This is a genomic window from Actinomadura violacea, from assembly GCF_017573465.1.
GTDB lineage: Bacteria > Actinomycetota > Actinomycetes > Streptosporangiales > Streptosporangiaceae > Spirillospora > Spirillospora violacea.
Genome location: NZ_JAGEPF010000018.1, coordinates 1 through 25893, shown reverse-complemented (window position 1 = coordinate 25893; position 25893 = coordinate 1). Strand labels below are relative to the sequence as shown.

Genomic DNA, 25893 nt, shown 5'->3' with positions numbered 1-25893 from the left:
GAAGGTGATCGGACATCACGCCCCCAAACGGATGAGGTCAGTACAGGGAAGCCTTCCGTTCCGACCGGAAGTCTGTACCGTCCAGGCCTCGTTGCGACCCGACGGCCCGAACCCGGGCTTGTGGCGCATCCTGATCACGCGCGAACTGGTGCGTCCCCGGCACCGAAGACACCCCGGCCCACCGGCCTGCCTGAACCGGCTCGCTCATGCAGGTTGGAAGACCAGTGGCTTGCTCAGCGTGGACAGTACCGGCGAGCGCGCGATGCGCTCCGCGATCACGGCCCGGTGGGCCTCGAGTTCACTGGCGAGGACGAGTTCGTAGCGGAACCGCGTCGCCGATTCCTCGCGTTCCAGGTGCACCCGTACGCCGACGTCGGCGGCGGTGATGCCGAGATCGGCCAGCGCCATTCGCGCCGAGATGGTCATGCAGGCGGCGAGGGAGGCCTCCAGCAGTTCGTGCGGCCGCATCCCCGTTGACCCGCCTGTGTCGGCTTTGAGCGTATCGGCGACGCCCTCGTTGTCGCCCGCGTGGAACCTGACTTGCCAGGGGATCGGAAGCGCCATGGCCTCGACCACCGTCTCACCTCCTCTTCGAAAGGCCGATCCGTGGAATCATAGACCGTTCACCGTATTGTGAGACAATTCTTCTCATATAATGAGACGTTCGGGGGCTGGTGGGCGGGAGTCCCAACGGCGGATTGTCGGACCCGGATGGGACGCTGGGCGTCTTGTGTGACCGATGCGATGAACGGGAGGGTTCGTTGGCCAGTTGGCGTGAGGTCGCTGAGTCGGTGCCGTAGTTCGCGGCCCGGGTCAGGGGCGCGTTCGAGGCGCACAAGCACAAGACCCTGGCGACGCTGCGCAAGGACGGGACGCCGCGGGTCAGCGGCATCGAGGCCTACTTCGTCGGGGACGATCTGTGGTTCGGGTCGATGCCCGGCGCGCTGAAGGCCCGGGACCTGGAGCGCGACCCGCGCTTCGCGCTCCACGGCCCGCCGGTCATCCTGTCGGCCGATGATCCCGCCGCAGCGCCGGGCGACGCCAAGGTCACCGGCCGCGCGATCGAGGCCACCGACCGGCAGCGGATCGCCGCGATGCTCACCGAACGGGGACTGGACCCCGACTCCTTCAGCGACTCCCACTTCTTCACCGCCGACATCAGCGAAGTCGTTCTCACCCGGATCGAAGGACCCGACATGGTCATCGATCTGTGGCGACCCGGCCGGGGTCTGCAGACCCTCCGGCGCGCCTGAGGCGTTTCGCAAAGCGTCCACACCCGAGTGCCCGCGGCCTGACCGCCGCCTCGACGCGCGCGACGCCGGTCGTCTCACCGGCGTCCGCGCGAGGCTTCGGCTCAGCGTCTGTAGGTCGGAGGCAGCCAGAGGTATCCGCAGGTGCGGGTCTCTTTGTGTCGGACGTTGATGGGGCGGTAGGCGTCGGGGTTGATCAGCCCGGTCGCGGCGGCGTGCCGGTAGAGCTCGTGGGAGACCAGCATCGCCAGGTCGGCGTCGTCGGCCTGCTGCAGGTGCTGTTTGAAGGCCGGGGCTTCCAGGAGCCGGAACAGGTGCGTCAGCGGATGGCCCAGGACTCCGTGCTGGTCGTGCTGGACCTCGCCGGCGTGGACGGCGACGCGGAGACGGAGCCGGCCGAGGTCGTTGGCGAGCCGGTTGGAGCGGCGCAGCAGCGCGGTGAGGTGGTGGCCGAGCGGGTCCATGGCGTCGGTGGGGCGCACGTCGGCCGGGGTGACGATCAACGCGCCGTCACCGCGGTCCTCGACATGGCAGGCTTCCCAGGGCAGCCGGGACATCCGGAATGCCTCCTGCAGGTGCTCGTACAGGTGCTTGCGCAAGAGCCGCTGGGCGTCGGCGTCGCGCCGCTGATCACCGAAGCAGGGGATGTCGACGCCGATGAGGGTGGTGTGCATGATCGTCCGCTCGTGTTGGGGAGGGGGGAGCGCCCGGGCGGGCGCCGCGTGCCGGGTTCTGCCGGCCGGTGAACGGGGGGCGGGTCAGGCGAGCATGGAGTCGTCGGCCCAGAAGTCCTCGAGTTGGCGGGCGGTGAGCTGCTCGATCGGCACCGCGGGCAGGGTCCGGCCCGTCTGGAGCGCCCACATGGTGATCAGCGACAGCGCGGTTCGCGCGTCGTCCAGGCACGTCGCGCCCGCGGGATCAGGGACGCCCGAGCCCGTGCCGGTGCCGCTGTCGGCCAGGAGGCGTCGGAGTGGAGAGGCAGCGCACTGCGGCATAGCGGGATTCCTTCCGTACGGCAGATGAGGGAGCCGCCGCGCTCGCCTGGTAGGTAGACCGCGGGCGGCGCGGGGTGAGATCACCCTGTCGCCGGCGGGCGGCGGGGTGCGACCCAAACACCGTTTCCCGGACGTTCTCGGATATACCGACTGGTATCCGGGAGGTGTCCGAGAATCCGCGTCAATCTGACATTCGCTTGATATCCCTGTGGCGCAGCGTGTTAGGTGATCCTCGACTGGGTCGGTGTTATGTGTCATGTGACCCGCTATCCACTGCCGCGCCGCCGCTACGGTCGGCCGCGTCGGTTCGTGAGCGGCTCGAGAACGATCGGATACGGCCATGTCAGAAGGTGGGCGTGGGGCGCGGTACTCCACAGTGGTCGCGCTGCTCAACGGCGATTACCGCGCGGCCGATAAGCCGTCATATGTCTCCATGAAGAGTGTTTCGTCCAAATTGTCGGGCCAGACGGTGTACGGGGTGAAGGTCGAAGGGGTGCCCCGCTCAACGGCCAACGACGTCCTGCGGGGCCGGCACGAGAAAAGGCTGCGCTGGGAGCTGGTGGCGAGCCTGTGGGCGGTGATCCACTACATCGCCGCGCAGCGCGGCATCGACACCGCGACCATGACCTCCCTGGAGGATCTCCGGGCCGCCTTCCACCAACCCTGCGGTACCGAGACCGCAGGCCGGGTGCCCGCGGCGCCGCCCGCCCGGCCCGAGCCCGCCGGGCCGCAGCAGGCTCAGCTGCGAGAGACCCAGCTGCGAGAGACCCAGCCGCGAGAGACCCAGCCGCGAGAGACCCAGTCGGAGCGGCCTTGGCCGCAGTCCAGATTGCGTCCGGCGCGCCCAGAGCCCGCGGCGCCATGCCGCCATCGGCCGGTGGCGGCGGGCCGGGGGGAGCTGGAGCCGCTACGGCCCGGGCTGGGAGCGGGCCGGCTCGACGACGGTTCCGCGCCTGGAACCGGCCTGCTCGTTCCCGACTCTCTCGGCACCGAGACCGGCGCCCGGCTCCGCCCCCTGGCCGTCCCGGGCCCCGGCGCGGGTGATGACCTCCGTGAGGCCGCGCGGTTGCTGCTGGACCGTGTCCGCGGCGATGACGCCGGGGTGTGGTGGCGCGAGTACCGCCAGGTGGTGCCCTCATGGTTCGGCCCCTACCTGACCCTGGAACCGGAGATGTCGCTGATCCGCGTGTACGCGCCGCGGCGCGTCCCCGGACTGCTGCAGACACCCGGCTACGCCGGCCACATGATCGCCGAGGATCTGCCCGGCACTTCCGCCGCCGAGCTCCGCCAGCGCGTCGAGCTCCGGCAGGTCCGCCAGCAGATCCTGCACCGCCCGGACGCCCCGAACTACTGGGCGATCATCGACCAGCGGGCCCTGGCCCACCACGCGGCGCCGCCGGCGGTACTGCGCGAGCAGCTCGCGCACCTGATCTCGATGGCCGCCTACCAGCACATCACCCTGCAGTTGGTGAGCAGCGCCGATGCCGACCACGGGGTCCCCGACGGGCCGATCACCCTGATGCGGTTTCCCGAGCCCGCCCTGGGCGACATCGTCTATCTCGAGCACCACGACTACGGCCACTACGTCCACGACGCCGAGACCATCGAGGAGCTCTCGCTGCGCTACACCCGGCTGGCCTGCAAGGCGCTACAGCCGCACGACAGCGTCAGTCTCCTACTGCGGATGCTTGACCGGCTCCAGCCATGACCCGCTCCAGCCTGGGCATCACCGGACCCGTCTGCTCTCATGACAAAGAAGGGAATATCGACGCGCAGGCAGGGAGTTCACCGATGGGCAGCGATGACCAGCGGTTTCAGCACGAAGCCCAGGGTGGGTCGGACAGCGATTCCGGCGGTGACATTGACGTCAGCGTGCCGCATTCGGCGCGGATCTGGAACTACTGGCTCGGCGGCAAGGACAATTTCCCCGTCGACCAGCAGGCCGGCGACGAATACGCGACCACCTTCCCCGGCATCACCGCCCTGGCCCGGGCCAGCCGCGATTTCATCGGCCGCGCCGTGACCTACCTGGCCGCCGACCGGGGCGTCCGCCAGTTCCTGGACATCGGGACCGGGCTGCCGACTGAGAACAACACCCACCAGGTCGCCCAGCGCGCCGCACCCGACTCCCGCATCGTCTACGTCGACAACGACCCGCTGGTGCTGGTCCACGCCCGCGCGCTGCTGACCAGCACCCCCGAAGGCGCCGCCCACTACCTCGACGCCGACCTGCGTCGGCCCGAGCAGATCCTCGCCGGCGCCCGCCAGCACCTGGACTTCGCCCAGCCGATCGCGCTGATGCTGATGGGCGTCATCGGCCACATCCCCGACGACACCACCGCCACCGCCACCATCACCACCCTGGTGGACGCCCTGGCGTCCGGCAGCTTCCTGGCCCTCTACGACGGCACCGCCACCGACCAGGCATTCCTGGACGCCCAGCAGGACTACGACGACACCGGCGCCGCGCCCTACCGGCTCCGCAGCCCCGACCAACTCCGCGGCTTCTTCACCGGCCTGGACCTCATCGACCCCGGCGTAGTGCCCGTACCGCACTGGCGCCCCGACCCCTCCCCCCTCACCCCCGACACCGTCGAGGCATACGGCGGCATCGCCAGAAAACCCTGAGCCACCAGCCGCCCCACGCCAACCAGCGGCTCCCTCCGTCCGTCTACGACGCCGGAATCCAGATGCCGATCGCCGGGCCGGTGCCCGCCATATACGCCACCAGCGCGGCGACACAACCGCCAGCGCCCACTGCTCGCTCCCTCCCGGCTCCCCTTCGGCGCCAAGACGCACCGGTTCGCGCGTGATTAGGATGCGCCCCATGCCTCCTACGAAGGGACCCTCGCCGCTCCCCGCGGATGTAAGGCAAGAGGAGCAGCTGCGCGAAGTCCGCGAGCGCCTGACCCGCCAAGCCCGCCAGTACGCCTTCGAGGAATGCGTGACACTGGGCGCGGACTGGGCCGAGCACGACTTCCCCAGACCCCGGCCGGGCCTGCATGATCCCGCCGACCAGCAGCGAGACGCCCGATACCGCACCACCCGGGACTTGATCTTCCAGCACGCCGAACCGCTGATCCTCGCCCACGACTGGGACCCGAACCGCTACGACCACCCGGCGATGCGGCAGGAGACACGGTCGATCCTCCGGCGCGCCGCGACCGCAGCCGGAATGCCCGCGAAGGCGTTCGGCGCGGTCGCGGCCTATCTGGCTTCACCGGCCGCCACTCCGGCTCCGCACGGCGACGTCACCGAACAGGTTCAGCAGGTCACCCAGATTCTGGATGGCCTGACCGCCGCCGAGCAGCGCACCGTCCTGCGCCAGGTCGCCCGGAACGTGCGCTGCGATCGCTTCTTCTTCTGAGCGGCTGTTCTTCGGTGAGCAGGTAAGAGCTCAGCCAGCGGACTGGGCCGAGGCGGCGTTCTTGCGGGGCCGCCCCGGACCGGGCCGAGCATCCCACCATTGCAGGAAGGCGCTGGTCGGGTACAGCTTGCGCCCGGTGGCCGGGTCCACGGTGAAAGGCGGTCCGCCGGCTTCAGGCATGGCCTTGCTGATCGTGGAGGGATCCACGCCGAGGAGCCGCGCGAGCCACGCGGCATGGCGAGCGTCGTCGCCTACTGGCCCGCCGCACGGCGAGCCCGTCATGGTGTCCATGACAATGGCGGTGCCCCGGACCCGACCAAGCCGAGCCCAGAAATTTTCATCGTTTGATGAACGAATCGACCCGAGGGCGACGACCTAGACCTACGATCTGCGGCGTTCCAGCGGCGTTTGCGCTGGGCCCCCAGCCCTCGTCGGTCCATGGACCCTCCTCGAGCGGCCGACCAGGGCGACGGGTCCGTGCAGCAGGGGCGTGATCGAACACCTCCACCAGCTCACCGGCATCCCCGTCGTGCTCAACACCAGCTTCAACGACCGCGAGCCCATCGTGGAGACGCCAGCGCACGCCCTGGCCACGTTCCAAGCGTGCGACCTGGACGCGATGTGCATCGGGGACTACCTGGTCGAGCGGCACTGAGCTGAACCGCCTGCCAGGCTGAGACCCATGAGCACTCTGCCCCTCCGGGAGGCCGCCTGAGCCGTCGTTCTCGACGCCGACCAGCGTGTCCTGCTGCTGCGCTACGACGAGAACGGCGGCTTCTTCTCTGCACCAGTCAAGCCTTCCCCGAGCATGGTCCTGTCCGGGTTGGGATGGGAGGCTGCTACCCGGCCAGTTCGAACGGTGCTGTGGGCGCGCCGTTCTGGAGGTAGTCCGTGACGAGCTCGGCGAGGCCGAGCGGATAGATCGTCTGGTCGGTGCTCTGCATCTTGAGCAGGCTCCACCATTGCCGCACGACGATGGCGTCGGGTTGGCTGGCCAGAGCCGGGTCGACCGCCGCCGGGTCCACTACGGCCACGAAGTACCTCTCGATTTGCCGCGCTGTGACGCCTCCGACCAGGTGGTCCTTGGTGCGGATGGCCAGCTCGGGCCCGAGGTTCACGTCGATCAGCCCGAGTTCTTCCTGCAGTTCTCGGTGCGCGGCCTCGGCGTAGGTCTCTGCAGGCTCCAAAGAGCCACCAGGAACCGCCCAGAAGCCATCATTCTCCTCGTATCTCAGGAGAAGGACGTGGTCGTCCTTGTCCAGGACGATGACACGGGCGGCCTCTCGGAGGCGTGGTGAAGGCACGATTCCATCTTCACAGAGAGCGCGGCTGGCGGTGGTCAGTCTCGCTCGGCGGTCGTCCAGGCGCATCGACCGCACCGCGGCGGCCAGCTCCGCCATCAGGTGCCGGCCGGTCTCGGCGATGGCGCGCACCGCCGGGTCGCCGCTTTGCTCCGCGGCGAGGACGCATCCCTCCACGCCGAGCAGGGTGGCCGCGTCGACGGGCGAGCTGCAGGTGAACGCCAGCTGCAGCCGCTGGTCGATGGCCGTACCGATGGTCCCAGCCTCGTAGCCGACGCCGGGGCCGGGCAGGATCAGCGGACGGGCGGGCAGTCGGGATCGGTAGGTGGCGCGCACGCGGCGGACCCCGGTCGACAGCTCTCGATCCAGGAACCGCCACAGCGGGGTGCGCGGCGGCACCAAACCCTGAGTGAGGCTCATGTCGCTGACCGTAGCGACGGGGAGTGGCATTCTGCCCTGCGGCCTTCGGCGTGGTCGTGCCGGGCGGCGCGGCGGACGGCACCGGGCAGCGCCTGCTCGGCACCCAGCGGGACGGTGGCGGCGGGGGTCGTGTCGGATTGCCCGTGTGGCGTTGTCTCGGCGTAGAGCCTGACGTCGAACGTTGACGGGGGCGCGGAGACCAGAGGCACTCATCGGAGGGGTGGCGAGCCGCCCACGCTTCCGGGGTACCGGATGTGGTCGAGAGCAGGGAATCCGGGTGCGGAGGCACAGTGGGTGACCGCCATCATGGAGCCGTGCCCTCAAAGGATCTGCATCCGCCGTGGTCGCCGGACGTTGTCCAGGCGATCGCCGACGTACTGGCCAGCACCGGGTGGCCCGGGCTGAGCAATCCTGAGATCACCCGGCTGCTGGGGATGCTCAGGATCGCTGATGTTGAGGCGCCCAACAAGCGCACTCGTCTGGGCGGTGCCCTGCTCGACCAACAGCACCGCGACCAGGCGAGCAACTGCGTCATCCGGTTCATCACCGAGGCGATGGCACCGGGCCGGTTCCTGCAGGACCGGCGCCGGTTCGACGCACTCCGTGATGGGCTGACGGAGGCGTTGTCGCTGGTCGGGCTGCGGGTCAACGAACAGGGCAAGGTCGCAAGGGCGGCGGCGACGGCGACCACGCTGGATGAGGTGGCCCGGCTGGCCGGCCGGATGCGGACCGAGCTGGCGCGTCGCGGTGTTCACCCGGAGGTCCTGCGCTACTGCGAGGAAGAGTTGCTGCGCGAGTCGCTGTTCCATGCGGTGTTCGAGGCGACCAAGGGGGTCAGCGAACGGTTGCGGCAGATGAGCGGCTTGTCGGGTGACGGCGCTGGACTGGTCGACCAGTGCTTCGGCGCGGCGGCAGGCGTGCCGGCCGTGCGGATCAACGACTATGGCACCGGGTCGGAGGTCAGTGAGCATCGCGGGTTCGCGAACCTGCTCAGGGGCATCTTCGGGACCTTCCGGAACCCGCCGGCGCACACGCCGCGGGCGGCGGCGGGCTGGGCGCTGACCGAAGCGGATGCGCTCGATCTGTTCTCGATGCTGTCGTTGGTGCACCGCCGCCTTGACGCTGCGACTGTGCGAACTGGGGCATGACGCAGTTCTCGCCTATGCCAACGGGATCGCGGGTCAGAGACCCGAGTGCCGCTCTGAGAGCAGTATGCGTCGGTCATCCGGGTCGTTGATGGATGCAGCGGCGAGGCCGACGACCGGATCCGGCCTGCTGAGCGGCAGCGTGGCGGCGCTTCCGCGCGGCTCGTCCGTGCTCAGATTGCCGCATAGCGAAGGTGAACTGGGAACGCGAGCCGGGCGAGATCGTCGAGGAGTTCGTCGCCGCGATGTTGTTGCTCGATCACCCCCACGGGAACCAGATCACCCCGTCCCGGGGAGACCGGGGAGTGGACATCTGTGTGCGGCACCCGGACGGTTTCGACATCTACCAGGTCAAACGGTACGCCGATAAGCTGACCGCCAAGCAGGCAAAGGACATCGCGCGCTCCTGGCGCACCTTCGTCGACAAGGCCCTTCCCGTCCTTCCAGTGCGGTCGTGGACGTTGGTCACGCCCTGGGAGCCCACCAACGAGCGGTTGGAATGGCTGGACAAGCTCACCGCCGGCCACGGCATCCGCGTCGAATGGATGGGGGGCCGCATCCTTGATGGGATGGCTGCGCAACGGCCGTCGCTGGTGGAGTACTTCTTCGGAGACGGTGGTGAGCGTCTGCAGCGCCTCATGGCCGAGGCCCTGCACGCGGGCAAGGAGGTCCCTGCACAGGCGGCGGGGGACGACCTGCTCGCCGCCGTGATCGGGCGGCATCAGGCTCTCACCGTTGCTCTCAACGAACTCGACCCCTTCTACCGGTACGAAGTCGAAGTCCGTGCCGGCAAGGTCAGCGACCAGCCGTGGGATGCCGACACCCACAGCGATCCCATGATCGTGCTGGTGCAGTACCAGCAGCTCGATGCCGTCACCTACCTGGTGATGAGATTGATCGCGTTGAGCGCCGAATCCACGCGGCTGCGTCCGATCGTGATGTCCAGCGAGCTGACCGCCGCACCCGGCACACCCCAGGCCCAAGCACTCGCCGACTTCCGCGAGTTCGGGGCACCCTTGCAGGACATGCCGGGCAGGATCTTCGACGTCACCGGACCACCGGGAATCACCGAACTGCCCGGGCAGGGACGCATCAGCATCTGGCCGCGGCCGGTGCAGAACATGCCGGACCTCGAAGTACGTGCGCTGTCTCCCGACGGCTCGGTCGTTCAGACCCTCGACATGGTCGAGGTGGAGATCAGCAGCGCCGCCGCCGGCCCAGGAGTCTGGATCGCCGCGCGAGACCGAAGCGGGGTGTTGCGGCTGGAACTGCGCCTCAACGGGGCCGAGAGAAACACGCTGGAGATCATCCCGATGCCCCTGGCGGGGCGGGTCCCGGCCGAAGTGCTGCCCGCGCTGAGGCTGATCGCCTTGCTTGAGGACGACAATGCTCTCGTGCTGGCGGTCCGCAGCGGAGGAAAACCTATCGGCCCGGTATGGCAGGACCTGAAGTCCTCGCTTACATCCCAGGCCAAATCGCACGTTCCGATGCTGGAAGCGCTGCAGACCATCCAGGCGCACACCTATGAACGCGTCGAAATCCCTGATTTGCCTGCGGGCCCGCTCTACGCCAAGTGGTGGGGTCGAGTGTTGAACATCGCACGGATCCTGAACGGTGAACAGCTCACTGGCACATGGGCGAAGTTGCCGGCGCCGAAGAGTCTGTTTGCCTCTGACGATGAATTCGCCGTCACCATGACCCTTCCTCTGCTGATCGACATCGATGGCAGGAAGGTCCGGCTCGACATGGACCAGTACATCGTCCGCAAGAGCGCCCGTGTTCAGGACGCCAGCGCCACCAGCGCGTCGCCACACGGCGACACCATCACCCTTATCCCCGGATCGGATCCGGCGATGACCATCGCAGCTGTCCCCCGTACTGACCTGCAGTGACATCCGGCTGGCCTGGCTTCGCGAGCCAGGCCAGCTCATCGCGGCGGCGGCTTCTTTGAAGCCTCAGTCGTTCCCGTAGTCGGGCTCGTAGGCATCCAGGTATCGATCCCGTGCCTCTTCATGGAACCTTCGGATGTACTGCTGTTGCATTCCCGCCGCGCGGATCTCCGGGGTGCCCGAGAGGGCTAGTTCGCACGTCGTGCATGTGAATCCGCCAGCAATGTAGACCACCTCTTGGTGGATCTCGTCGTCTTCGATGCGTTCCCGGGTGGTCCGGACGGCGTCCAGTCGGGCCAATCCGGGATCGCCGCATGCCGGGCAGGCGACGACCTGGAATGCCGTCGCTTCGGGAAAGGTATCAATCAGTACTCTTTGTGTCTCGTTGCCGCGTGTTCGCCGTCCAGAGATCTCATCGGGCTTAAGGCGTTCGAAGAATGCCTTGGCCTCGTTGATACGCTTACGGACTTCGTTTTCGAGCTTTTGGTCCTGGCTGGCGACGAGCTTGCGGCCCTGGTCGATTATTTCCTGGTCGATCAGGTCCGCCGGGTCGCGGCCCAAGTGGGCGCAGACGACTTCCAGCACCCGGGTGAAGTTGGGCAGCCACTGCTCGGCGTCGACGGACAGAGGCGAGTTCCCGGTGTGGAGCTCCTCGTTTCGGAGGCCGACGAGGCCGAGCGCCTCTTTCTTGAGGTCCGGAGTGAAGTCCGGGATTGCGATCTCGAGCCGGGAGACGACCGTCGAAGTAGGGACCGTGCGGGGCGCGGCGCTCGAGGGGTATCCGGCAGCGGCCATGATCGAAGCGCCGCCGGCCTTCTCGACGTCCGCGAGCAGCAGGGGGCTGATCTTGGCCAGGGGGGCTCCGAGTAGGAACTCCAGCCCGAGCAGCAGCCAGAGCGGCATCTCGTCGTCGTCGACGCGGGGGTGCTCGGCTGCGCGGGTGAAGTACAGCTTCGCCTTGCCGATATAGGAATCGTAATCCCACATCACTCGTCCCAGAAATAGGTGCGTTCAAGAACCCGTTCGCTCTCACGAGGAACGGGAGGGCGACGGTGCATGAGTCGATGATTATCCACGATCGCGATACGTCCTTCATGCCATTGAACGGTGCCGGTCGGTGCGCGCGCGGAAACCTCATCGATGGTGACGCCGGCGCGTGGGACGCAGGTCCGCGGGTCCCACCGCAGTCGCCAGCGACCATCACCGCGGCCGGACTCTGGCTCAGGCTCGTGGTTGGCTGCGGGGAGATAGCGGACCCGGCCACGCCGGTCGGTCACCTTCAGCACGGTCCGGCGCAGCTCCGCGAGCAGGGCTGGGGCGGGGTCGAGCAGCTCGGTCGGAGGCGCGTCGTTGATCTGGACGGCGCGAAGGACAAGCCAGCGCGGCGGGCGGGCGGACACCGCACCGTCGGTATGCCAAGGGAACGCATCCTGCCCGTAGACGCCGGACAGGCTCCAAGGATCCGCCCTATGGCGGTCGTGTGGTGTCAGGAGCGCAGAGGTCCCAGGCCGCCCCAGGGCCGGGGCGACCTGCGCGAGGGAATGGTCGTCCAGGACGACGAAGCCGTAGCGGTCAAGGGTTTCGCGCCAATCATCGCTGCACTGCGTAGCGGACTCCCCGGTCAACGCATCTCACCACCGGCAGGATTCGCTGGGGCGTCTACTGGATCAGGCTCCCGGCTTCCCTGCCGCTCTGACGACCGCACCGGGATTGCTGCCTCGGTGTCCGGGCCGTGAGGGGGATCAGGTCGACGCGCCGGTCCGGGAGCCGGACCATCCGGTGGCCGGTGGTGTCGGGGTCGGCGTGCGGGTCGGCGACGAAGCCAACGGAACACGCGAGACCCCGGCCTACCGGCCGCTCCGGTAAAGGGTGAGGACGACCGGCGTGTCGAGCATGAGCGAAGACGAGGCGGCGAACCGTCCTGCCTTCGGCGACCAGGAGCAGATCGAACTCGATCGAGCGCCGCGCCGGGTCGGGCCGCGATATCGGAGGAATCCGGGGGCGCGGATGTGCCGGGCCCGGCGAGAATGAGGCCGTGGAGGGCACACGTAAGCATTCGGGTCTGCCGCGGCGGGTGGCGCCGACGCGCCATCCCCTGCTGTTTCCCGCGCCGGTTCTGGTCGCGGTCACCGACACCAACGCGCTGGCCTCCCGCGCCTGGCATGCGGCCCTCGACGGCCGGGCAGAGGAGTTGTTCACCGGGTTGGCGCGCACCGGCCGGTCCCCGACCTTTGTCGCCGCGCACGTCCCAGCAGAATTAGAGCTACGGCTGCCCGAGGCCACCACGCGGTCCACCGAGCAAGGACTGCGGCTGGCGCAGGAGGCGCTGTGGGGCCAGATTATGCCGACGGTGCCCGTGGTGGACCTGCCGATCCGCGACTTCCTGCATCCAAGGATCCAGCCGCTGATGCGCGCCGACCCCGACCTGCCCAAACGCCTGCGGGGCGACGTCGACGACCTTGGAACCGCCGCGCTCGCCGAGTTCCTCGCTCCGGCGGTCATCCTGTCCGCCGACAGCGTGTTCACCCGCTTCGGCCTGGGCAGCACCCTCGCCGACACCTGGCTGCCGACCGCCTACGCCTTCCTGCACGCCGCCGGCTTCGAGGCGACCGTGACCGACACCCTGGAACTGCTCGAAATCGTCGCCCGCTGCGTCCTGGCCCTTGGCCGTGCGGCGGGAGCCGGCGTGGTGGACCTCGCCCGCCGTCATCCGGCGCCGGCGCTGGCTCTGGTCGCAGCGCTCGCCTTCGTCGTGCACAAGGCCGGGCTGCTGTCGCGTGAGGGCACCCGGACACGGCTTCGGCAGACCGGGCGGGCCATCCTGCCGTTGCTGGACGCCGCATCCGAGGCCTATGAGAACCACGGGAAGGCCCGCGCGGCTCTGCAAGCGGTCGAGCCCTACGGCCCGCTGACCCTCGAACAGGCCCTCGCCCGCCACCTGGCCCGCTGCGGGCAGCCCCTCACCGCAGGAGCGCTCGCCGCCGCGGTCACCGACGTCGACCTCACCGCCCGCGAGGTCGTCCAGGTACTGGGGCGGCATCCCGCCTTCACCCCGCTCCCCGGCGGTCGCTACCGCGTCGGGCGCCCGGCTCGACGTCCGACTCCAGAGCGAGATGGCCACGTCGAGGGCGAGATGTAGCCCGGCACGACCGGTCCTGCGGTCAGCGCCTGCAACTCTGCTGGCCGGTCATGCACTCCGGTGGCTGGTAGGGGGACCGAGAGTCGACTGCACTGCAGGTCCTGGCCTACATTGAGGTGCGGCCGTACTGCGCCGGCGTCCTGGTTTCGGGAGCGCGTGGTCCCCGTTGACGCGAAGATGGCCCGGCTGGTCTGCACTCCGAACCGGGCCACTTCGCCCCGCTAGGGTCCCTTGGGCCGGCCGGTCCAAGGGGCCCTGCCGTTCCCGGAGGCTAGTGGCCGAGCAGCGGCCCGATCACTTGCCAGACGGCCACGACTCCATTGATCGCCACACCGCTCACCGCAAGGGCGACCGTGTGGCGGCAATGGCACCGCGACCCCGGGACGGGGTGCGCTTCCGCACCGCGGGAGGCATCCGGTGGCGTCACCATCGAACCTCCCTGCTGCCTGGGCCTGGAACGAACTCCCCTGGAGGGGGAGAGACCGGCCGAGAGGCCCAGATCCTCGGTCGACCAGCTGACTCGGCCGAGGCGGAAGCGCGAGACCACGGTAGGCGGAGGCGGGGCATATTTGTTAACCCCCGTGTGGATAACCCTCCGCCGCGCCTGTGTAGACACGCCACTCGCGTGCGCGACTTGGTGAACCAGATCCTCTGTTCCACATCAAAGCAGCAGGTCACAGGGGTGCGCCAGAAGTTCGCCGCCCTGGATCTTGTCATAGGTAAAGAGCAATGAAGAGTTACCGAGGCCGGGCTTGGCCCTGTGGTGTCGGGGCCCTTGCTCCCCTATCGCAGGCGTCTGACCAGCTATGCCCCTACCGCGGCCAGTGACGCGGTGAGCAGCGTCGCCACCACCAGCAGCACCATCTTTCCCAGCTCCGCTGACGGTCTCGGCCGGATCCAGATGGATCATCCGGGTCACCGAGGCCGCCACAACCGCGATCCCACTCATGGTGATCAACAACTGCCGCTGGCTCGGTCCGGTAACTGCACCGAGGCAGCGGATCTCAACCATCAGGTGGTCGTCCTCCGCGATGCGCGCGTGCACGGGGCTGATGTGGCAGCGGAACACTATGTCTCGGTCGGGCGCGGGCGCCCCGCCTGCGGCGGCAAAGCGGGGACGGCGGGCAGCGGCTCCCGACCGCCGTGCCCGCCGCTGCCGCGTCATCCGGCTGAGGGCGACTGTCCGTCGAGGTCGATGATGAGGGGCCCGGCTCCGAACGCATCGGGTACGTCCACTGCGTTCATCGTCGTGACGGTCTTGCCCATCCCGCCGTTCTCGCAGCGGCGACGTCGCGGGTCCTGGAGAGGGGCCAGGTCGACGCGGCCGTCGCCCAGCGCGGTGAACCGGTACTGCGGGTCCTGCAGGTCGGCGGTGTGGTCGGTGACCGGCCAGGCCACGCCGAAGGCACGGGCTTGGGGGCACCACAGCACCAGGCGGCCGAACGGGTCGTAGCCGTGCCGGGTCCCGGCGTCGAGTTCGTGCCGGTAGAACAGCGCCGCCAGCAGGCCGGCGTGCTCTCGGTCGTCGGCCGACGGCCCCCACCAGGACACGGTCGCCAGGTAGGCCGCGGCGTCCGGAGCGGCGTCCGGGGCTGCCTCGATACCAGCGTCGGCGGAGGTGTCGGGGGTTGGGAGCGGTAGCGGCGCGGGGCCGGGCGCGTCGACCCGGGCCGGGATCCACTGCTGCAGTTGCGCGCGGCCCCCGATCTGCTGCCGGTGGTGCAGGGCGATGCGGTCGGCGGCGTGCGCGAGCGCGGCCGCCAACTCCGAGGGCTGTCCGGTCTCGGCGGCGTGGTCGTGGGCGGCGCGCACGGCGAGCAGGTCGCGCACCGCCATCGGGTACAGGTACGGCTCCTCATCTGCAATGAGCCGGGCGACCAGAGCGCGGTCGGCGTCGGTGGGCGCGGGCATGACGCGGATCACCGCGTCCCGCTCGCTCGTACCGACCGGGTCCAGGTAGCCGCCGTTCAGGAGATGGTGGGCGTGGGCGGCGACCCAATCACGCGCCACCCGCAGAACCGGCTCGGGAAGAGCCGTCTCCCCCGCAGCCGTTTCCCGCAGAGCCTTCGCTCGCGCGGGCGGCTGCTCGCCGGCGGCCGCGTCCTGGACCGCGGCGTGCAGCACCGGCAGGTGCTCCAGGTCGGCGGCCAGGTGCTCGGGGTCCCAGGGCTCCTGGACCGGACGCTCGTGCGCGGTGAACCGCGCGACCGTGTCGGCGGTGTAGCTGCCGCGGGGATAGATCTCCAGGCGGCGGCCGATCAGCGCGTCGATGTCGTCCAAGTCGGCGCGTTCGACGCGCGGGTCGCTGAGCGGGCCGCCGGCCGGCCGGTCGGCGCGGCGGTCCAGCGCGGCGGTCAGCCGGTGCCGCTGGCGGACCAGGGCCGGCGCGTCGGCCAGCGCGGCGGCGTCGGTGATCGCGAATCCGAGGTAGTACGCATCCGGCAGCACGATCAGGCGGTTGTCCTCGTTCAGGAACGGGCGTGAGGTGGACAGGAGCGCGAACCAGCACGCGCGGCGCGCCTGCTCGATGCTGAGCCGCCCGGTCGACAGCAGGTGCGCGGCGATCTCCTCGGCCCAGACGGTGGGGGGCAGGGTGGCGCCGTCGGGCATCGCCAGCACCACCACGGTGCGGTGGGCCTGCACCGCCCCGCCCGGGTTCCTGGGGATGCGCGCAACGCCCGGCGTGTGCGTCTTCCTCGCACCGCTCATGCCGCCGGGGTGGGTGAACGCGTCCGTCTGGTCCGCGGGCAACGGCCCGTCGAAGATGCGGACGTGCAGGTCGCTCGGGGTGTAGCCGGGCCAGTCCAGGCGCACCAGCTCATCGGTGGCCCGCGGTAGCGGCTCGGGCAGCGGTGGCAGGTCCACCCACATCGGCACCGGCAGCCGGTACTCGTCCGACAGCGCGCCGCCGGCGCGCACCGCGCGGCCGGTGATGGCCGCCCACAGCGCGATGGTCTCGGGCCGCCACAGCGGCCGGACCTTGGGGATCGTCCACCAGTCCCGGACGTGCCGGTCGCCGCGCACGGAGAAGAACCCCGCGGTGCCCTCGCCCTCGGCGAGCAGGAAGGCCGGGACCGGCAGCGCGTCGGCGGCCGCGGCCGCGGCCGGGTCGGCGGCGCGCCGGCGGGTGGCCTGCCACCAGGTCCGCGCCTTCTCCTTGCCGACCCCGGTGTAGGCGCGGACCTGCGCCAGCCCCCACAGCGCGCCCGGCCCGAGCGGCGCGTCCGGCTCCCGGGCAGGCCGTCCGGCTGGCTTGTCGCCCGTCTGTTCGCTCACGGTCATTCGGCCGTCGTCTCCCTGCTCGTCGGTGCACACGATCGCGACGGCGCTCGCGGGGCCGCCATCAACTCGGCGACCACCCGGTCGAGGTCCTCCGGCGCGACTCCGGCCCACTCCCACCGGGTGATCTGCCGCAGAGCGGGCGGCAGGTGCTTCAGCGAGTCGCCGGGCCGCAGCGTGCACGCCGCCGCCATGGCGTCCCAGTCCTCCCACAGCTCGGGCCAGCCCGCCGCGGGCGCCAGCGCCGAGGCCGGCACCCGGCCCTGCAGTTCGGCGAGCCGGACCTTCAGGCTGCGGTGCCCAAAGGCCGCCAGCCACCCGGCGCACACTCCGTCCAGCCCGGCGCCGGCGGCGCCGGGCATCCCGTCGTGGCAGCCGAACAGCGGCGCGTCCGGTCCCGCCGAGCCTCCGTCCGGCGCCTGAATGGTGGCGCGCAGGAACCGCCACATCGCCGCCGGGAACCGCGACACCACCTGCGTGGCGTGCGCCTTGACCGCCGGGCACTCCCGGCACGGACCGCTCCGGCGCGGCAGCGGACGGGCCGCGGGCGGCTGAGGGAAGCCGGCGACGGGGAACCGCATCCGCGCGCGGTCCTCAGCGCCGTCCTCTGTGCGGTTCCGCATGCTGTTTCCCCTGCGGTTTCCACCACTGTTCGGGGCACTGTTCGGGGCGCTGTTCAGGCTGGTGTCGCCGGTGCCGTTCCCGGCGCTGTTCTCGCTGTCGCCGCAGGGCGCGAGGTCCCGCGGAGTCATCGGGCGCTCCCGCCGGTGGTGCCGGCCGGCGCGCCGGGCCGGGGCCCGTAGCCCTCCTCGGTGCCGGTGGCCGCGCAGCAGCCCGGGCAGCGCGGCAGGTCGGCGTGCTGGAAGGCGCCGCGCCGGAACCGGCCGTCGTGGCCGCACGCCGCGGCGGCGTCCACGGTCGGCCAGGTGACCGCCTCCAAGCCGCGCGGACGCGCCGCTCTGGGGTCGTCGGCCGCCGGTAACGCATGGAACTGCGGCCCCATCCCGAGGTTGATCAGCCACACCCACGGCGCCGGGCGCTCCCCGCCGCCGGGACGGGCGGCACCGGCCGCGGCCGGCGTACCGACTGCGGGCTCCCGGTCCCGCACCCGCTCAGCGGTCATCCGACTGCTCCCTCCGCGCCGCCGCCCCCGCTCCGACCGAATGACCGGAGCCGCGTCGATCATCTCATGCCTCGCGGTCATCCGACCGCCAACGCGCGCCACTGCCCTGGTATTCGGTCAGATGACCGAAACTGCTGGCGATGGCCCGGCACGGCGGGTCACTTGGTCGTAACGCCGGGCATTGCATCGGGAGCTGCGGTCGACTCGCCGCGTGCCCCAGCATGACGGAGTCGGTTGACCAAGCTTCGGAAGGGACGCGGCCGGATGCCTGGAAATGGGTTCGGGAAGGGAAACTTCCCGGACCTTACTCGCAGGTAACCCAGGTTCGGCCGCACCGCCGACAGCACGCTGCCACTGGAGATTTCAGTCCGCCATCCAAGATTTCACCGGGCGCCCGTCTTCCACTCGCTGCGATGCCCCCCGTCCCCAGGGATGCCCGGCACCCGAGGCTCCGGATCTCCGCCGATCAGATGCACTCCGTCCCACTGCGGTGTTTCGACCGACCGATCTTGACCATCCGTACTAGGGTTCTCGACGCATCGGCCGGAAACCGGCCGACCCATCGAACATCACCCCGGGCATGCTCCCGGCCGTCCGCACGGCCGCGACGCAGGGCACCCACCGGACCGTGCACAGGAGAGACGACCCCGATGCAGCCACCACCGGACCCACCACTGGAGCCACCACTGGAGCCACCACTGAGCCACGTCCCGGCCTCGGCCGCCGAGATCGGCCACGGCCGGCTGGCGGCCGACCTGACGGTGCGCGACGTGCTCGCGCTGCCCGAGGTCGCCTCCTATCGTGATCCGGCCCACCGCCGCCAGGCGGCCCGGCTGGCGCTGACCGAAGCCCGCCGCAACTCCCTAGACACCCTGGACCCGTCCTGGGTCTCCCCCAGGACCTGGTCCGACCCCGCCGGCCGGTCGGCCCGGCCGGCCGATGACGTGCGGCGGGACGTCGTGGACTGCGACGGCACGGTGTGGGAGCGGCACCCCGACGACCGCGACTCGTTCGGGGCGCTGCCAGTGGACTGCTGGTCGCCCCGGCGCCGGGCTGGCGAGCCGTCCGACGACCGCAGCTACTCCTGGTCCGAGCTGATCGAGCGCCTGGGCCCGCTCACCGCCTGCGCCCGCGGCCACCGCACCGTCCGCCCCTGACCCGGCCGCCTCGCCCGCGAGTTCCCCGGCCGCCATTTCCCGGCCGCCCGCCCGCTATCTGGAGGACCTCATGCCCCGCCGCAAGCGCTCGCTGACCAGCCTGGACACCTTCCGGCCCATCGACGGCGACGACTCATCCGTCCCCAGCCCTGCTCCCGCCGCCGAGCGGGACCAGCCGGGCCAGCCGTGGCCGCCCGGCGGGACCGGGCGGCGGCAGCCGCCGCCGCCCGAGCTGCTGGACTTCCTGGTCGACCTCGGCGTCGACGTCGCCGCGCTGCTGCCCGGCGCCGCCGACGGCACCGCCACCAACACCGACCTGGTCACCGCGATGCTGCAGCACGCCGACCGGCTCACCCGCACCGCCGAGCTGCTGCGCGCGCTCGGCGTGGCCTGGGGCCGCGAGTTCGTCACCCCGGATCCGGTCTCCTGGCCCGCGCTCGCCACCGCGGCCGCGCGCTCGGCCTCCACGCTCAAGGACATCGCCCCCACCCCCGAGGAGACCGCGGCCGTGGAGGAACTCACCCACCGCCCCAGCCGCGCCCACCGCGCCGAACTCGACATCCGCCTCCCGGCGGCCGGCAAGACCGAACACGCCCCCCTCACCCTGGGCATCCTGGGCGACTACGCCGCGCGCCCGCTGATCTTTGACGCCGACTCCTCCTCCGCCTCCGCAGGCTTCCCGGCCGACCCCGTCGCCGGGTCCGGGACCGGCGCTCCCGCCGAGCAGCCCGCTGGCGAGCCCGGCGCGGGCCCGCGCGCGGCGGTCGCCGACTCCGCCCCCTCCCCGTCTCCCGCCGCGTCACCGACGGACGGACCTGCATGACCGACCTGGTCGCCTCCCCCGCACCTCCGCCCGAGCCTCGATCCGAGCCGCTGCAGGGCCAGGTGGTGCCCGCCGCGCCGCCCGGTGGCCGCGGCGCCGCCCCGGACCTGGCCCGGTTCGTGCGCGCCCGCGTCCCGGCCGACGGCGACGCCGACGCCGCCTACCTGGCGGCGCTGGCCGCCGACGTCGCCGGGTACCTGGCCGCCGCGCACGCGCCCGCCACCCGCAGCAAGTACGCGCACGGCTGGGCCGAGTTCGAAGGGTTCTGCGCCCGGTTCGGCCTGCCGGTCGGGGTGCCGGCGCGGCCGACCGAGGTCGAGGTGGTCGCCCTGTACCTGGCCGAGCTGGGCCGCACCGGCATCGCGATGCGCACCGTGGCGCAGCGGATCGCCGCGATCCGGTACAAGCACGGCGAGGCCGGGCTGCCCACCCCCACCGACCATCCGTGGATCCGGCAGATCAGCCGCGGCATGCGCCGCACCCACGGCGTCCACGCCACCGGCAAGGACGCCGTCTCCCTGCCCCTGCTGGCGGCCATGGTCGGCGCCCGTCCCGTCCCGCCGCGCCCGCACCCGGCCGCCCGCGCCGCCGTCCGCCGCGCCTACCTGATCGCGCTCCGCGACCGCTGCCTGCTGCTGCTCGGGTTCTTCGCCGGGGTCCGCCGCACCGAATTCACCGGCATCCGGGTCGACGACCTGGAGCTCCTCGAACAGGGCCTGCGGATCACCCTCGGCCACAGCAAAACCGACCAGGAGGGCGCCGGCCGCACCATCGACATCCCCTACGCGCCCGCCGAGCTGACCTGGCTGTGCCCAGTGCGCGCCACTTTGGCCTGGCTGGAGGCCGCCGACCGGCGCCGCCACCTCGCCCGGCGCCGCCGGGTCCGCACCGGCCAGGCCGCGCCGCCGCTGCTGTCGGGCATCACCAACGGCGGCAACGTCCGCGCCACCGCACTGTCCGAACGGTACGTCGCCACCACCGTCAAGGACGCCGCCGCCGACGCCGGACAACCCGACGAGGTCGTCGACGCCCTGGCCGCGCACTCCCTGCGCGCCGGCATCAGCACCGCCGCCCGCGCCGCCGACGTCGACGAGCCCCGCGTCGGCCGCCTGCTCGGCCACACCGGCACCACCACCGGCATCTACAACCGCCCGCACTGGGACGGCCGCCTACACGAGATCCTCTACACCTGGATCCTCGCCCACCCCACCCTCAGCGGGCTCCCCGAGCGGTCAACCCAACAAGGCGGCTGACCCCCGATCCATACCTCTGATCTTGGCCTGGAGAACTTCAAGCGTCTGCGCTCACGTGTGAGCGTGGTTACGCTACGTAGCTATGCAGATTCCGGGTTCCGGGTATGTGGTGCGCCCTGAAGGGCTGCCCTTTGAGACCGAGGTGGACCAGATGGTCCGGATGCTGGTGGAGGGGGCCGCGCAGGACGGTATCGCTCCGTCCGAGGTCGAGCTCATGACGAACGTGACCGAGATGCCGGACGATCAGGTTGCGGTGCTAGGGACCACGATGAGGGCTGCCGGGGTGTCGATCACGCTGATCGATGACGGGCCTACTCCCCGCGCGGGAACGGTGCGTTCATGCGAGATGGAGCCGCATGAGCTCGCGGTTATCGACCAGGCCACGGCGGCCAGCCGCGAGGGTGACAGTCGGGTCCAGAACGACCGGTAGCTGCCCCAGGAGGGTGCTCCGCTGTTCCTGGCGACTTCCCTCCCCCGGCCCGCAGGGCCGCGCGAACTGCTGGACGCCATCCCCGGCGACCTGGCCAGATCCCCCGGACCAGGAAGCTGAGCGCTGGTCGGGATCGGCCAGGAAGGAAAGCGCGCCCATGGCATCACGGCGCGCGAGAACGGTGCTAACGTAGGGAACTCATTGACCCTATGAGGGTTCGCAACTGATCGAGTTTCTTCACCCGATCTGCATATTTCTTCATCGCCCCTTTGAGGGATCGCAACTGGTTGGGTTTGTTGCTGAATCCGCCCGCGAACCCGCGATCATCGCCCCTTTGAGGGAAAGCAAGGGCCCCGGCGCTTCGGCACCGGGGCCCTTGTCGCGTCCACTGGGCGCTACCTGGCTGTGATCCGCGCCGCCCGAAGGCGGCGCCACACCCCCGCTCTCGCGGGGAGCAAGATCCAAACGTCAGGGTCAACTACCCCTAGCAGCCGGATCACCCCCGCTCTCGCGGGGAGCATTTCGCACCATCACCTGGCTTGGGGTACCCCCGCATACGCGGGGCCAACTTGCCGGCCACACAAAACCAAGGACCATCCCCGCCTGAGCGGGGCTGTAGATCCAACGGGCGCAACTCTACGCCGGGCTGCCGACAGAATCCAGGTGACGCCAAGAGCAGCCGCCCAGCCGGCCCTTGTTACCGGCCGGTGAGAACGACGTCACCGCCGGGACTCTTGCCGGTATCAGTGCCCGCGCGGCAGTGGAACGGCACGTAAGACTCCATCCCACAGCCTGGGGATCCACGGCCCGAGTCGGAAAAGGAGCCGTACATGCGCGCTATCGCAGTCGGCGTCACGGCTGCCACTATCGCGGTTGTTGCCGGACTCCCACCGGCGCAGCCGCCGTTTGGTGTTCCGGTGTTGGCGGGCTGGCGCCGCGGCTACCGTGCCGCAGGTGGATCCCATCGCCCTCGCCGGGCTCGGCGTCTCTATCGTCGGTACCGCCTTCAGCGTCCCGGTCAGCGTCCTCGCCTGGAGGGCGGCGCACCGGTCGGCCGCGGCTGACCAGACGACCAGCCGGATCGAAGCCGACCGCCGCCACGGTGAGCTGACCCCGCACGTCACCATCACCGCCCGGCCGGGCAACCTCGACCATGTCGACGTGTGGATCGAGCTGTCCGGGCCGGTGGAACTCGGCGGCCTGGATGCCATCACCATCAGCGTCCGCGACGACATCCCCGGCCGCGCGCCGGTCTCCCCCGGCGGGCCGAGCGCGGAGGAGATCGCCGCGCAGGTCTGGGCGACCCACCAGTTCGTCCATGGCGGCGACGGCGCCGACGAGCACGGCCGCACCGTCCGGTGCGGCGCGCTACGAGTCGGCCAACGACGCCAGTTCGTTCTGAAGCCGACCCGGCCGCCGCACTGGACCTCCATGACTGGCGAGTCCTGGCAGGCCGAGCGCGCCGAGCATCCGTTCGTGCTGGAGTTGGTCGGCCGCAAGGACGGCCTGCCGGACTGGACCGTCCCGGTCAAGGTCGAGTTGCCGTAGAGCCCGTCTTGGCGGCAGGGGCCGCTTCGCTGGGCAAATCAAGGTCACCGCACACCGCGGTGTCATGGACCTTTCGCGAGTGAGAGGCCGCCACCAGGACGGCGACGGGGCGCGGGCCGATGCTGAGTGCCCACGGGCAGTCCTGGCAGATCAATTCATGCACGGGCTCCGAGAGCATGGGAGTCAACCGCACCGTGCCGAGCATCGCCGGGCCGAAAGGGCCCGGCGACAGGGGCATCGAGATCGTGGTCATGGCCCTGGACGGTAGCGACAGAGCCCTTCGACCACAGGTCATCCGCGGATGATCTTCCAGATCGCTACGTGCAGTGCGGGGAAGAGCTGACCTTTGGCCCAGGCCTACGAGTCGCTGTATCCGGCACGGATAATGTCGACTCACTCGACATGTCGAATGGGTCGACATAGGTTGGATGGGTGGACATTGATGATGCCGCCTCTCGGCAGGCCCTGGCTGCGCTCGGCGGATGGGTCGCCCGCCGCAACCGTCTCCCACAGGACCGCGCCGACTTGCTCGCCGCCGCCTGGTGGGCGGGGATCCGCAATGTCGCCGCTCTGGCGCGTGCGGCCGATGTCCGTCGCGACACCGTGTACGCCGACCTGCGGTCACGTGGGATCGACGCCGCGGACCGGCAGGCCCGTATCGCTCCCGTCCAGGACATACCGCTCGATTACCAGCCGATCGCCCGGGGCGAAGGGGCGTTCCAAGAGTCCCTGACGGGCGAGGAGATCCGCGCGGTGATGCGGCGGGTGTTCGGAGCCGGCTGCCAGGTGACGTCCGCCGTGGAGCTGGGTGCGGGGATGTACAACTCCACCTACCGCGTCCAGGTCGCGGGCGCTGAGCCGGTGATCTTGCGGGTGGCGCCGGAGCCGGGCCGGCAGTTCCGCAGTGAGCGGGAGTTGATGCGCAACGAGCTGGCGTCGGTGCCGTGGCTGACGCCGATCGCTGCGCTGATGCCGCGGGTGATCGCCGCGGACTGGTCCCACACGGTGATCGGCCGGGACTACATGGTGCAGAGCCTGCTGGCCGGGGTTCCGGCACCCGAACGGCTGTCGGAGTATCCGCGGCGGATCTGGGGCGGGTACTTCGCGCAGCTCGGCGAGATCACCGCCGCGGTGCACGCCGTGCGGGGCCCGCACTTCGGGCCGGTCGCTGGCCCGGGGCACGCGACCTGGTCGCAGGCGGTGCTGGCGTCGTTGGAGGACATCGCCGCCGACGTGGACAGCGTCGGCTTGGACGCCGCCGACCTCCGCAAGGTCGCCGCGGTCGCCGCCGAGCACCGCGCCGTGCTGGATGAGGTCACCGAGCCGCGGCTGCTCACCGGGGACCTGTGGACGGTCAACGTGATGCTGTCGGACACCGCGCCGGCGCCGATGATCAGCGGGGTGCTGGACTTCGATCGCACGTGGTTCGGGGAGGTCTCCGCTGATTGGACCGTCCGCATGGCGACCGCCAAGGACGACGAGCGGCGCGGGTTCTGGGACGGGTACGGCCGGCTCGACCGCACGTCCCCGGGCGCGGTGCTGCGCTCGCGGATCTATGAGGCCCGGCATGTCGGGGCGCTGCGTCTGGAGCGGTTCCGGCTCGGCCACCACGACGCGGTGACCCGCTCCTATCAGGAGATGGCCGCGGTGGTGTCCGCGCTGACCTGACTCGCCAGCCCCGCCCGGCCCGCTGCGACGTCGGCGCCGTTGACGGTGACGTGGATGCCGCGCGCCAGCGCGCCAGCGCGTCGGCGCGCTGCTCGAGGCGCTGCGGGTCGTCTCCGGTGACGACGAAGGATCCCAGGCGGCCGCGGTTGCTGACGGCCGGTTCGACCTGGTCGCCGGCGGCGGCGCGGACCCGGACGTCGGGCACGTCGGGCTCGCCGTGGGGAAGGCCGGTGATCGCGGTGAGGGTCCCGTCGGCGGGCGCGATGATGAACCGCACCTGCGCGCCGGCGACCCCGAACACGCCGCCGCCGCGGCCACCGCCTCCCTCACCCTCGCCAAGCCGACTGACTCAGCGAGCGCGCCAGCGCTGCCCGCCGCACGCGACCGCCCGAACAACCCTGAGTCGAGCCGCAGCCGGAGCCTTCGCGACGAACCACGGCATCACCAAACGCCGGGCCCCACCAAAGGGAGGGGCCCGGCGCTTCACCTCCCGGGGGCGGGCGGAGCATTCGTCGTCCGCAAGCCGGCGGTGTCAACGGCCGCTTCATGGAGCTCACGAGGCGAAAAGAGCGTGAATGGATCGCCTAGGTCGGAGGCGGCCAGGGCCAGGACCTGCTACTGCACCTCGTCGCAACGCTTCGCATGCTGTGATGACGTCTATGACGAATCAGCCGAGATCGGAGGATTCCATCAGGTCGCCGCGCCGTCGCGGGCGTCGTCTTGCCCTTGCGTCGATCGTGTACGCGAGCGGCTGCGGCGTGGTGAGCGCCTGGGCTGTACTGCAGATCGGCTTCGCCGGGCTGGCCCTTGCGGTGGCCGCGTTCGTCCTTCTCGCCGGAACGATAGGAGGCCAGTGCCTCATCGTGGTGCTCGCCAGCGGGCGCCGCGATGAGGTCTGCCGGCTCGACCGGGTCGCAGATGCGGTCGTGGTCTGCCTGACCGCTCCTCCCCTGCTGGCCACGCTGATCCGCTTCCTCGGTGTGACGCCCAGCGATGGTTGGCGGATGATCTTTCTACGGGCTCGCCTTTCCCGTGGGTTTCCGGAGATCGTTGGCGAGTTCACCCAGGGTTCGTTGGCGAGGCCGGCGTGATGAATCTCTGCGGCC

General features: G+C 70.5%; 26 protein-coding genes and 2 pseudogenes. 15 read left to right on the top strand and 13 right to left on the bottom strand.

What is annotated here, in order from left to right:
• Positions 1–204: 204 nt before the first annotated feature.
• Positions 205–576: an OsmC family protein gene (locus J4709_RS54950; protein ID WP_208244839.1), complete on the bottom strand. Its 372-nt coding sequence runs from the start codon at positions 574–576 to the stop codon at positions 205–207.
• Between the two features lie 245 nt (positions 577–821).
• On the opposite strand from J4709_RS54950, the pseudogene J4709_RS28230 reads away from it, so the two are divergent.
• Positions 822–1253, top strand: a pseudogene (locus J4709_RS28230) (pyridoxamine 5'-phosphate oxidase family protein); the annotation flags it as partial.
• A gap of 101 nt (positions 1254–1354) precedes the next feature.
• Here J4709_RS28230 and J4709_RS28225 read toward each other — a convergent pair.
• The gene (locus J4709_RS28225) at positions 1355–1924 is read right to left on the bottom strand and encodes a hypothetical protein (RefSeq protein ID WP_208244838.1); all 570 of its coding nucleotides are present in this window, start codon (positions 1922–1924) and stop codon (positions 1355–1357) included.
• An 84-nt stretch (positions 1925–2008) separates the two neighbouring features.
• Positions 2009–2245 (bottom strand): hypothetical protein, encoded by a 237-nt coding sequence (locus J4709_RS28220; RefSeq protein ID WP_208244837.1) that lies wholly within the window; start codon positions 2243–2245, stop codon positions 2009–2011.
• A gap of 433 nt (positions 2246–2678) precedes the next feature.
• Between J4709_RS28220 and J4709_RS28215 the strand changes: the two genes are divergently transcribed.
• From J4709_RS28215 to J4709_RS28205, 3 genes are all read left to right on the top strand, one after another.
• Complete coding sequence (locus tag J4709_RS28215; RefSeq protein ID WP_208244836.1) at positions 2679–3953, top strand: DUF5753 domain-containing protein; 1275 nt, start codon at positions 2679–2681, stop codon at positions 3951–3953.
• A gap of 83 nt (positions 3954–4036) precedes the next feature.
• On the top strand, positions 4037–4873 hold the full coding sequence (locus J4709_RS28210; protein ID WP_208244835.1) for an SAM-dependent methyltransferase: 837 nt from the start codon (positions 4037–4039) through the stop codon (positions 4871–4873).
• Between the two features lie 316 nt (positions 4874–5189).
• Positions 5190–5612, top strand: coding sequence for a hypothetical protein (locus tag J4709_RS28205; protein ID WP_208244834.1), 423 nt, complete (start codon positions 5190–5192; stop codon positions 5610–5612).
• Between the two features lie 30 nt (positions 5613–5642).
• On the opposite strand, the gene J4709_RS28200 is transcribed toward J4709_RS28205, so the two are convergent.
• Positions 5643–5903: a hypothetical protein gene (locus J4709_RS28200; RefSeq protein WP_208244833.1), complete on the bottom strand. Its 261-nt coding sequence runs from the start codon at positions 5901–5903 to the stop codon at positions 5643–5645.
• Between the two features lie 97 nt (positions 5904–6000).
• Here J4709_RS28200 and J4709_RS56400 point away from each other — a divergent pair, with 97 nt between their 5' ends.
• Entirely contained in the window at positions 6001–6267 is a 267-nt protein-coding gene (locus tag J4709_RS56400) for a carbamoyltransferase C-terminal domain-containing protein (RefSeq protein WP_208245316.1), read from the top strand.
• 184 nt (positions 6268–6451) lie between these two features.
• Here J4709_RS56400 and J4709_RS28190 read toward each other — a convergent pair whose 3' ends face one another.
• A complete protein-coding gene (locus J4709_RS28190; RefSeq protein WP_208244832.1) occupies positions 6452–7333 on the bottom strand; it encodes an NUDIX hydrolase in 882 nt (293 codons plus the stop codon).
• Positions 7334–7647: 314 nt separating this feature from the next.
• Between J4709_RS28190 and J4709_RS28185 the strand changes: the two genes are divergently transcribed.
• Both J4709_RS28185 and J4709_RS28180 read left to right on the top strand, forming a co-directional pair.
• On the top strand, positions 7648–8481 hold the full coding sequence (locus J4709_RS28185) for a TIGR02391 family protein (RefSeq protein WP_307801621.1): 834 nt from the start codon (positions 7648–7650) through the stop codon (positions 8479–8481).
• A gap of 191 nt (positions 8482–8672) precedes the next feature.
• Positions 8673–10370, top strand: coding sequence for a hypothetical protein (locus J4709_RS28180; protein ID WP_208244831.1), 1698 nt, complete (start codon positions 8673–8675; stop codon positions 10368–10370).
• Positions 10371–10433: 63 nt separating this feature from the next.
• On the opposite strand, the gene J4709_RS28175 is transcribed toward J4709_RS28180, so the two are convergent.
• Together J4709_RS28175 and J4709_RS28170 are read right to left on the bottom strand one after the other, a co-directional pair.
• A complete protein-coding gene (locus J4709_RS28175) occupies positions 10434–11354 on the bottom strand; it encodes a hypothetical protein (protein WP_208244830.1) in 921 nt (306 codons plus the stop codon).
• A complete protein-coding gene (locus J4709_RS28170) occupies positions 11354–11992 on the bottom strand; it encodes a TauD/TfdA dioxygenase family protein (protein WP_208244829.1) in 639 nt (212 codons plus the stop codon). The genes J4709_RS28175 and J4709_RS28170 overlap by 1 nt, the downstream gene beginning before the upstream one ends.
• Positions 11993–12402: 410 nt before the next feature.
• On the opposite strand from J4709_RS28170, the gene J4709_RS28165 reads away from it, so the two are divergent.
• The gene (locus J4709_RS28165) at positions 12403–13506 is read left to right on the top strand and encodes a PIN domain-containing protein (RefSeq protein ID WP_208244828.1); all 1104 of its coding nucleotides are present in this window, start codon (positions 12403–12405) and stop codon (positions 13504–13506) included.
• 661 nt (positions 13507–14167) lie between these two features.
• On the opposite strand, the gene J4709_RS28160 is transcribed toward J4709_RS28165, so the two are convergent.
• The 4 genes from J4709_RS28160 to J4709_RS28145 all read right to left on the bottom strand — a co-directional run bounded on the left by J4709_RS28160 (position 14168) and on the right by J4709_RS28145 (position 17908).
• Complete coding sequence (locus J4709_RS28160; protein WP_208244827.1) at positions 14168–14551, bottom strand: hypothetical protein; 384 nt, start codon at positions 14549–14551, stop codon at positions 14168–14170.
• A gap of 116 nt (positions 14552–14667) precedes the next feature.
• Complete coding sequence (locus J4709_RS28155) at positions 14668–16788, bottom strand: hypothetical protein (RefSeq protein WP_208244826.1); 2121 nt, start codon at positions 16786–16788, stop codon at positions 14668–14670.
• Positions 16785–17408, bottom strand: coding sequence for a DUF6283 family protein (locus J4709_RS28150; RefSeq protein WP_208244825.1), 624 nt, complete (start codon positions 17406–17408; stop codon positions 16785–16787). The genes J4709_RS28155 and J4709_RS28150 overlap by 4 nt, the downstream gene beginning before the upstream one ends.
• A 125-nt stretch (positions 17409–17533) precedes the next feature.
• The gene (locus J4709_RS28145) at positions 17534–17908 is read right to left on the bottom strand and encodes a hypothetical protein (protein WP_208244824.1); all 375 of its coding nucleotides are present in this window, start codon (positions 17906–17908) and stop codon (positions 17534–17536) included.
• Positions 17909–18558: 650 nt separating this feature from the next.
• On the opposite strand from J4709_RS28145, the gene J4709_RS28140 reads away from it, so the two are divergent.
• The 5 genes from J4709_RS28140 (at position 18559) to J4709_RS28120 (ending at position 23119) form a co-directional block, all read left to right on the top strand.
• Positions 18559–19065 (top strand): hypothetical protein, encoded by a 507-nt coding sequence (locus J4709_RS28140; RefSeq protein WP_208244823.1) that lies wholly within the window; start codon positions 18559–18561, stop codon positions 19063–19065.
• Positions 19066–19135: 70 nt separating this feature from the next.
• On the top strand, positions 19136–19888 hold the full coding sequence (locus tag J4709_RS28135) for a hypothetical protein (RefSeq protein WP_208244822.1): 753 nt from the start codon (positions 19136–19138) through the stop codon (positions 19886–19888).
• A complete protein-coding gene (locus J4709_RS28130) occupies positions 19885–21141 on the top strand; it encodes a tyrosine-type recombinase/integrase (protein WP_208244821.1) in 1257 nt (418 codons plus the stop codon). The genes J4709_RS28135 and J4709_RS28130 overlap by 4 nt, the downstream gene beginning before the upstream one ends.
• Positions 21142–21223: 82 nt before the next feature.
• Positions 21224–21571, top strand: coding sequence for a hypothetical protein (locus J4709_RS28125; protein ID WP_208244820.1), 348 nt, complete (start codon positions 21224–21226; stop codon positions 21569–21571).
• 954 nt (positions 21572–22525) lie between these two features.
• The gene (locus tag J4709_RS28120; protein ID WP_208244819.1) at positions 22526–23119 is read left to right on the top strand and encodes a hypothetical protein; all 594 of its coding nucleotides are present in this window, start codon (positions 22526–22528) and stop codon (positions 23117–23119) included.
• Here the strand turns inward: J4709_RS28120 and J4709_RS28115 are convergent.
• Positions 23100–23372: a hypothetical protein gene (locus J4709_RS28115; protein ID WP_208244818.1), complete on the bottom strand. Its 273-nt coding sequence runs from the start codon at positions 23370–23372 to the stop codon at positions 23100–23102. The two genes, J4709_RS28120 and J4709_RS28115, sit on opposite strands and share 20 nt — an antisense overlap.
• A gap of 179 nt (positions 23373–23551) precedes the next feature.
• Between J4709_RS28115 and J4709_RS28110 the strand changes: the two genes are divergently transcribed.
• Positions 23552–24787 (top strand): phosphotransferase family protein, encoded by a 1236-nt coding sequence (locus J4709_RS28110; RefSeq protein ID WP_307801617.1) that lies wholly within the window; start codon positions 23552–23554, stop codon positions 24785–24787.
• Positions 24788–24869: 82 nt separating this feature from the next.
• Here the strand turns inward: J4709_RS28110 and J4709_RS56205 are convergent.
• Positions 24870–25064, bottom strand: a pseudogene (locus tag J4709_RS56205) (hypothetical protein); the annotation flags it as partial.
• 382 nt (positions 25065–25446) lie between these two features.
• On the opposite strand from J4709_RS56205, the gene J4709_RS28100 reads away from it, so the two are divergent.
• On the top strand, positions 25447–25878 hold the full coding sequence (locus tag J4709_RS28100) for a hypothetical protein (protein ID WP_208244817.1): 432 nt from the start codon (positions 25447–25449) through the stop codon (positions 25876–25878).
• Positions 25879–25893: the final 15 nt, after the last annotated feature.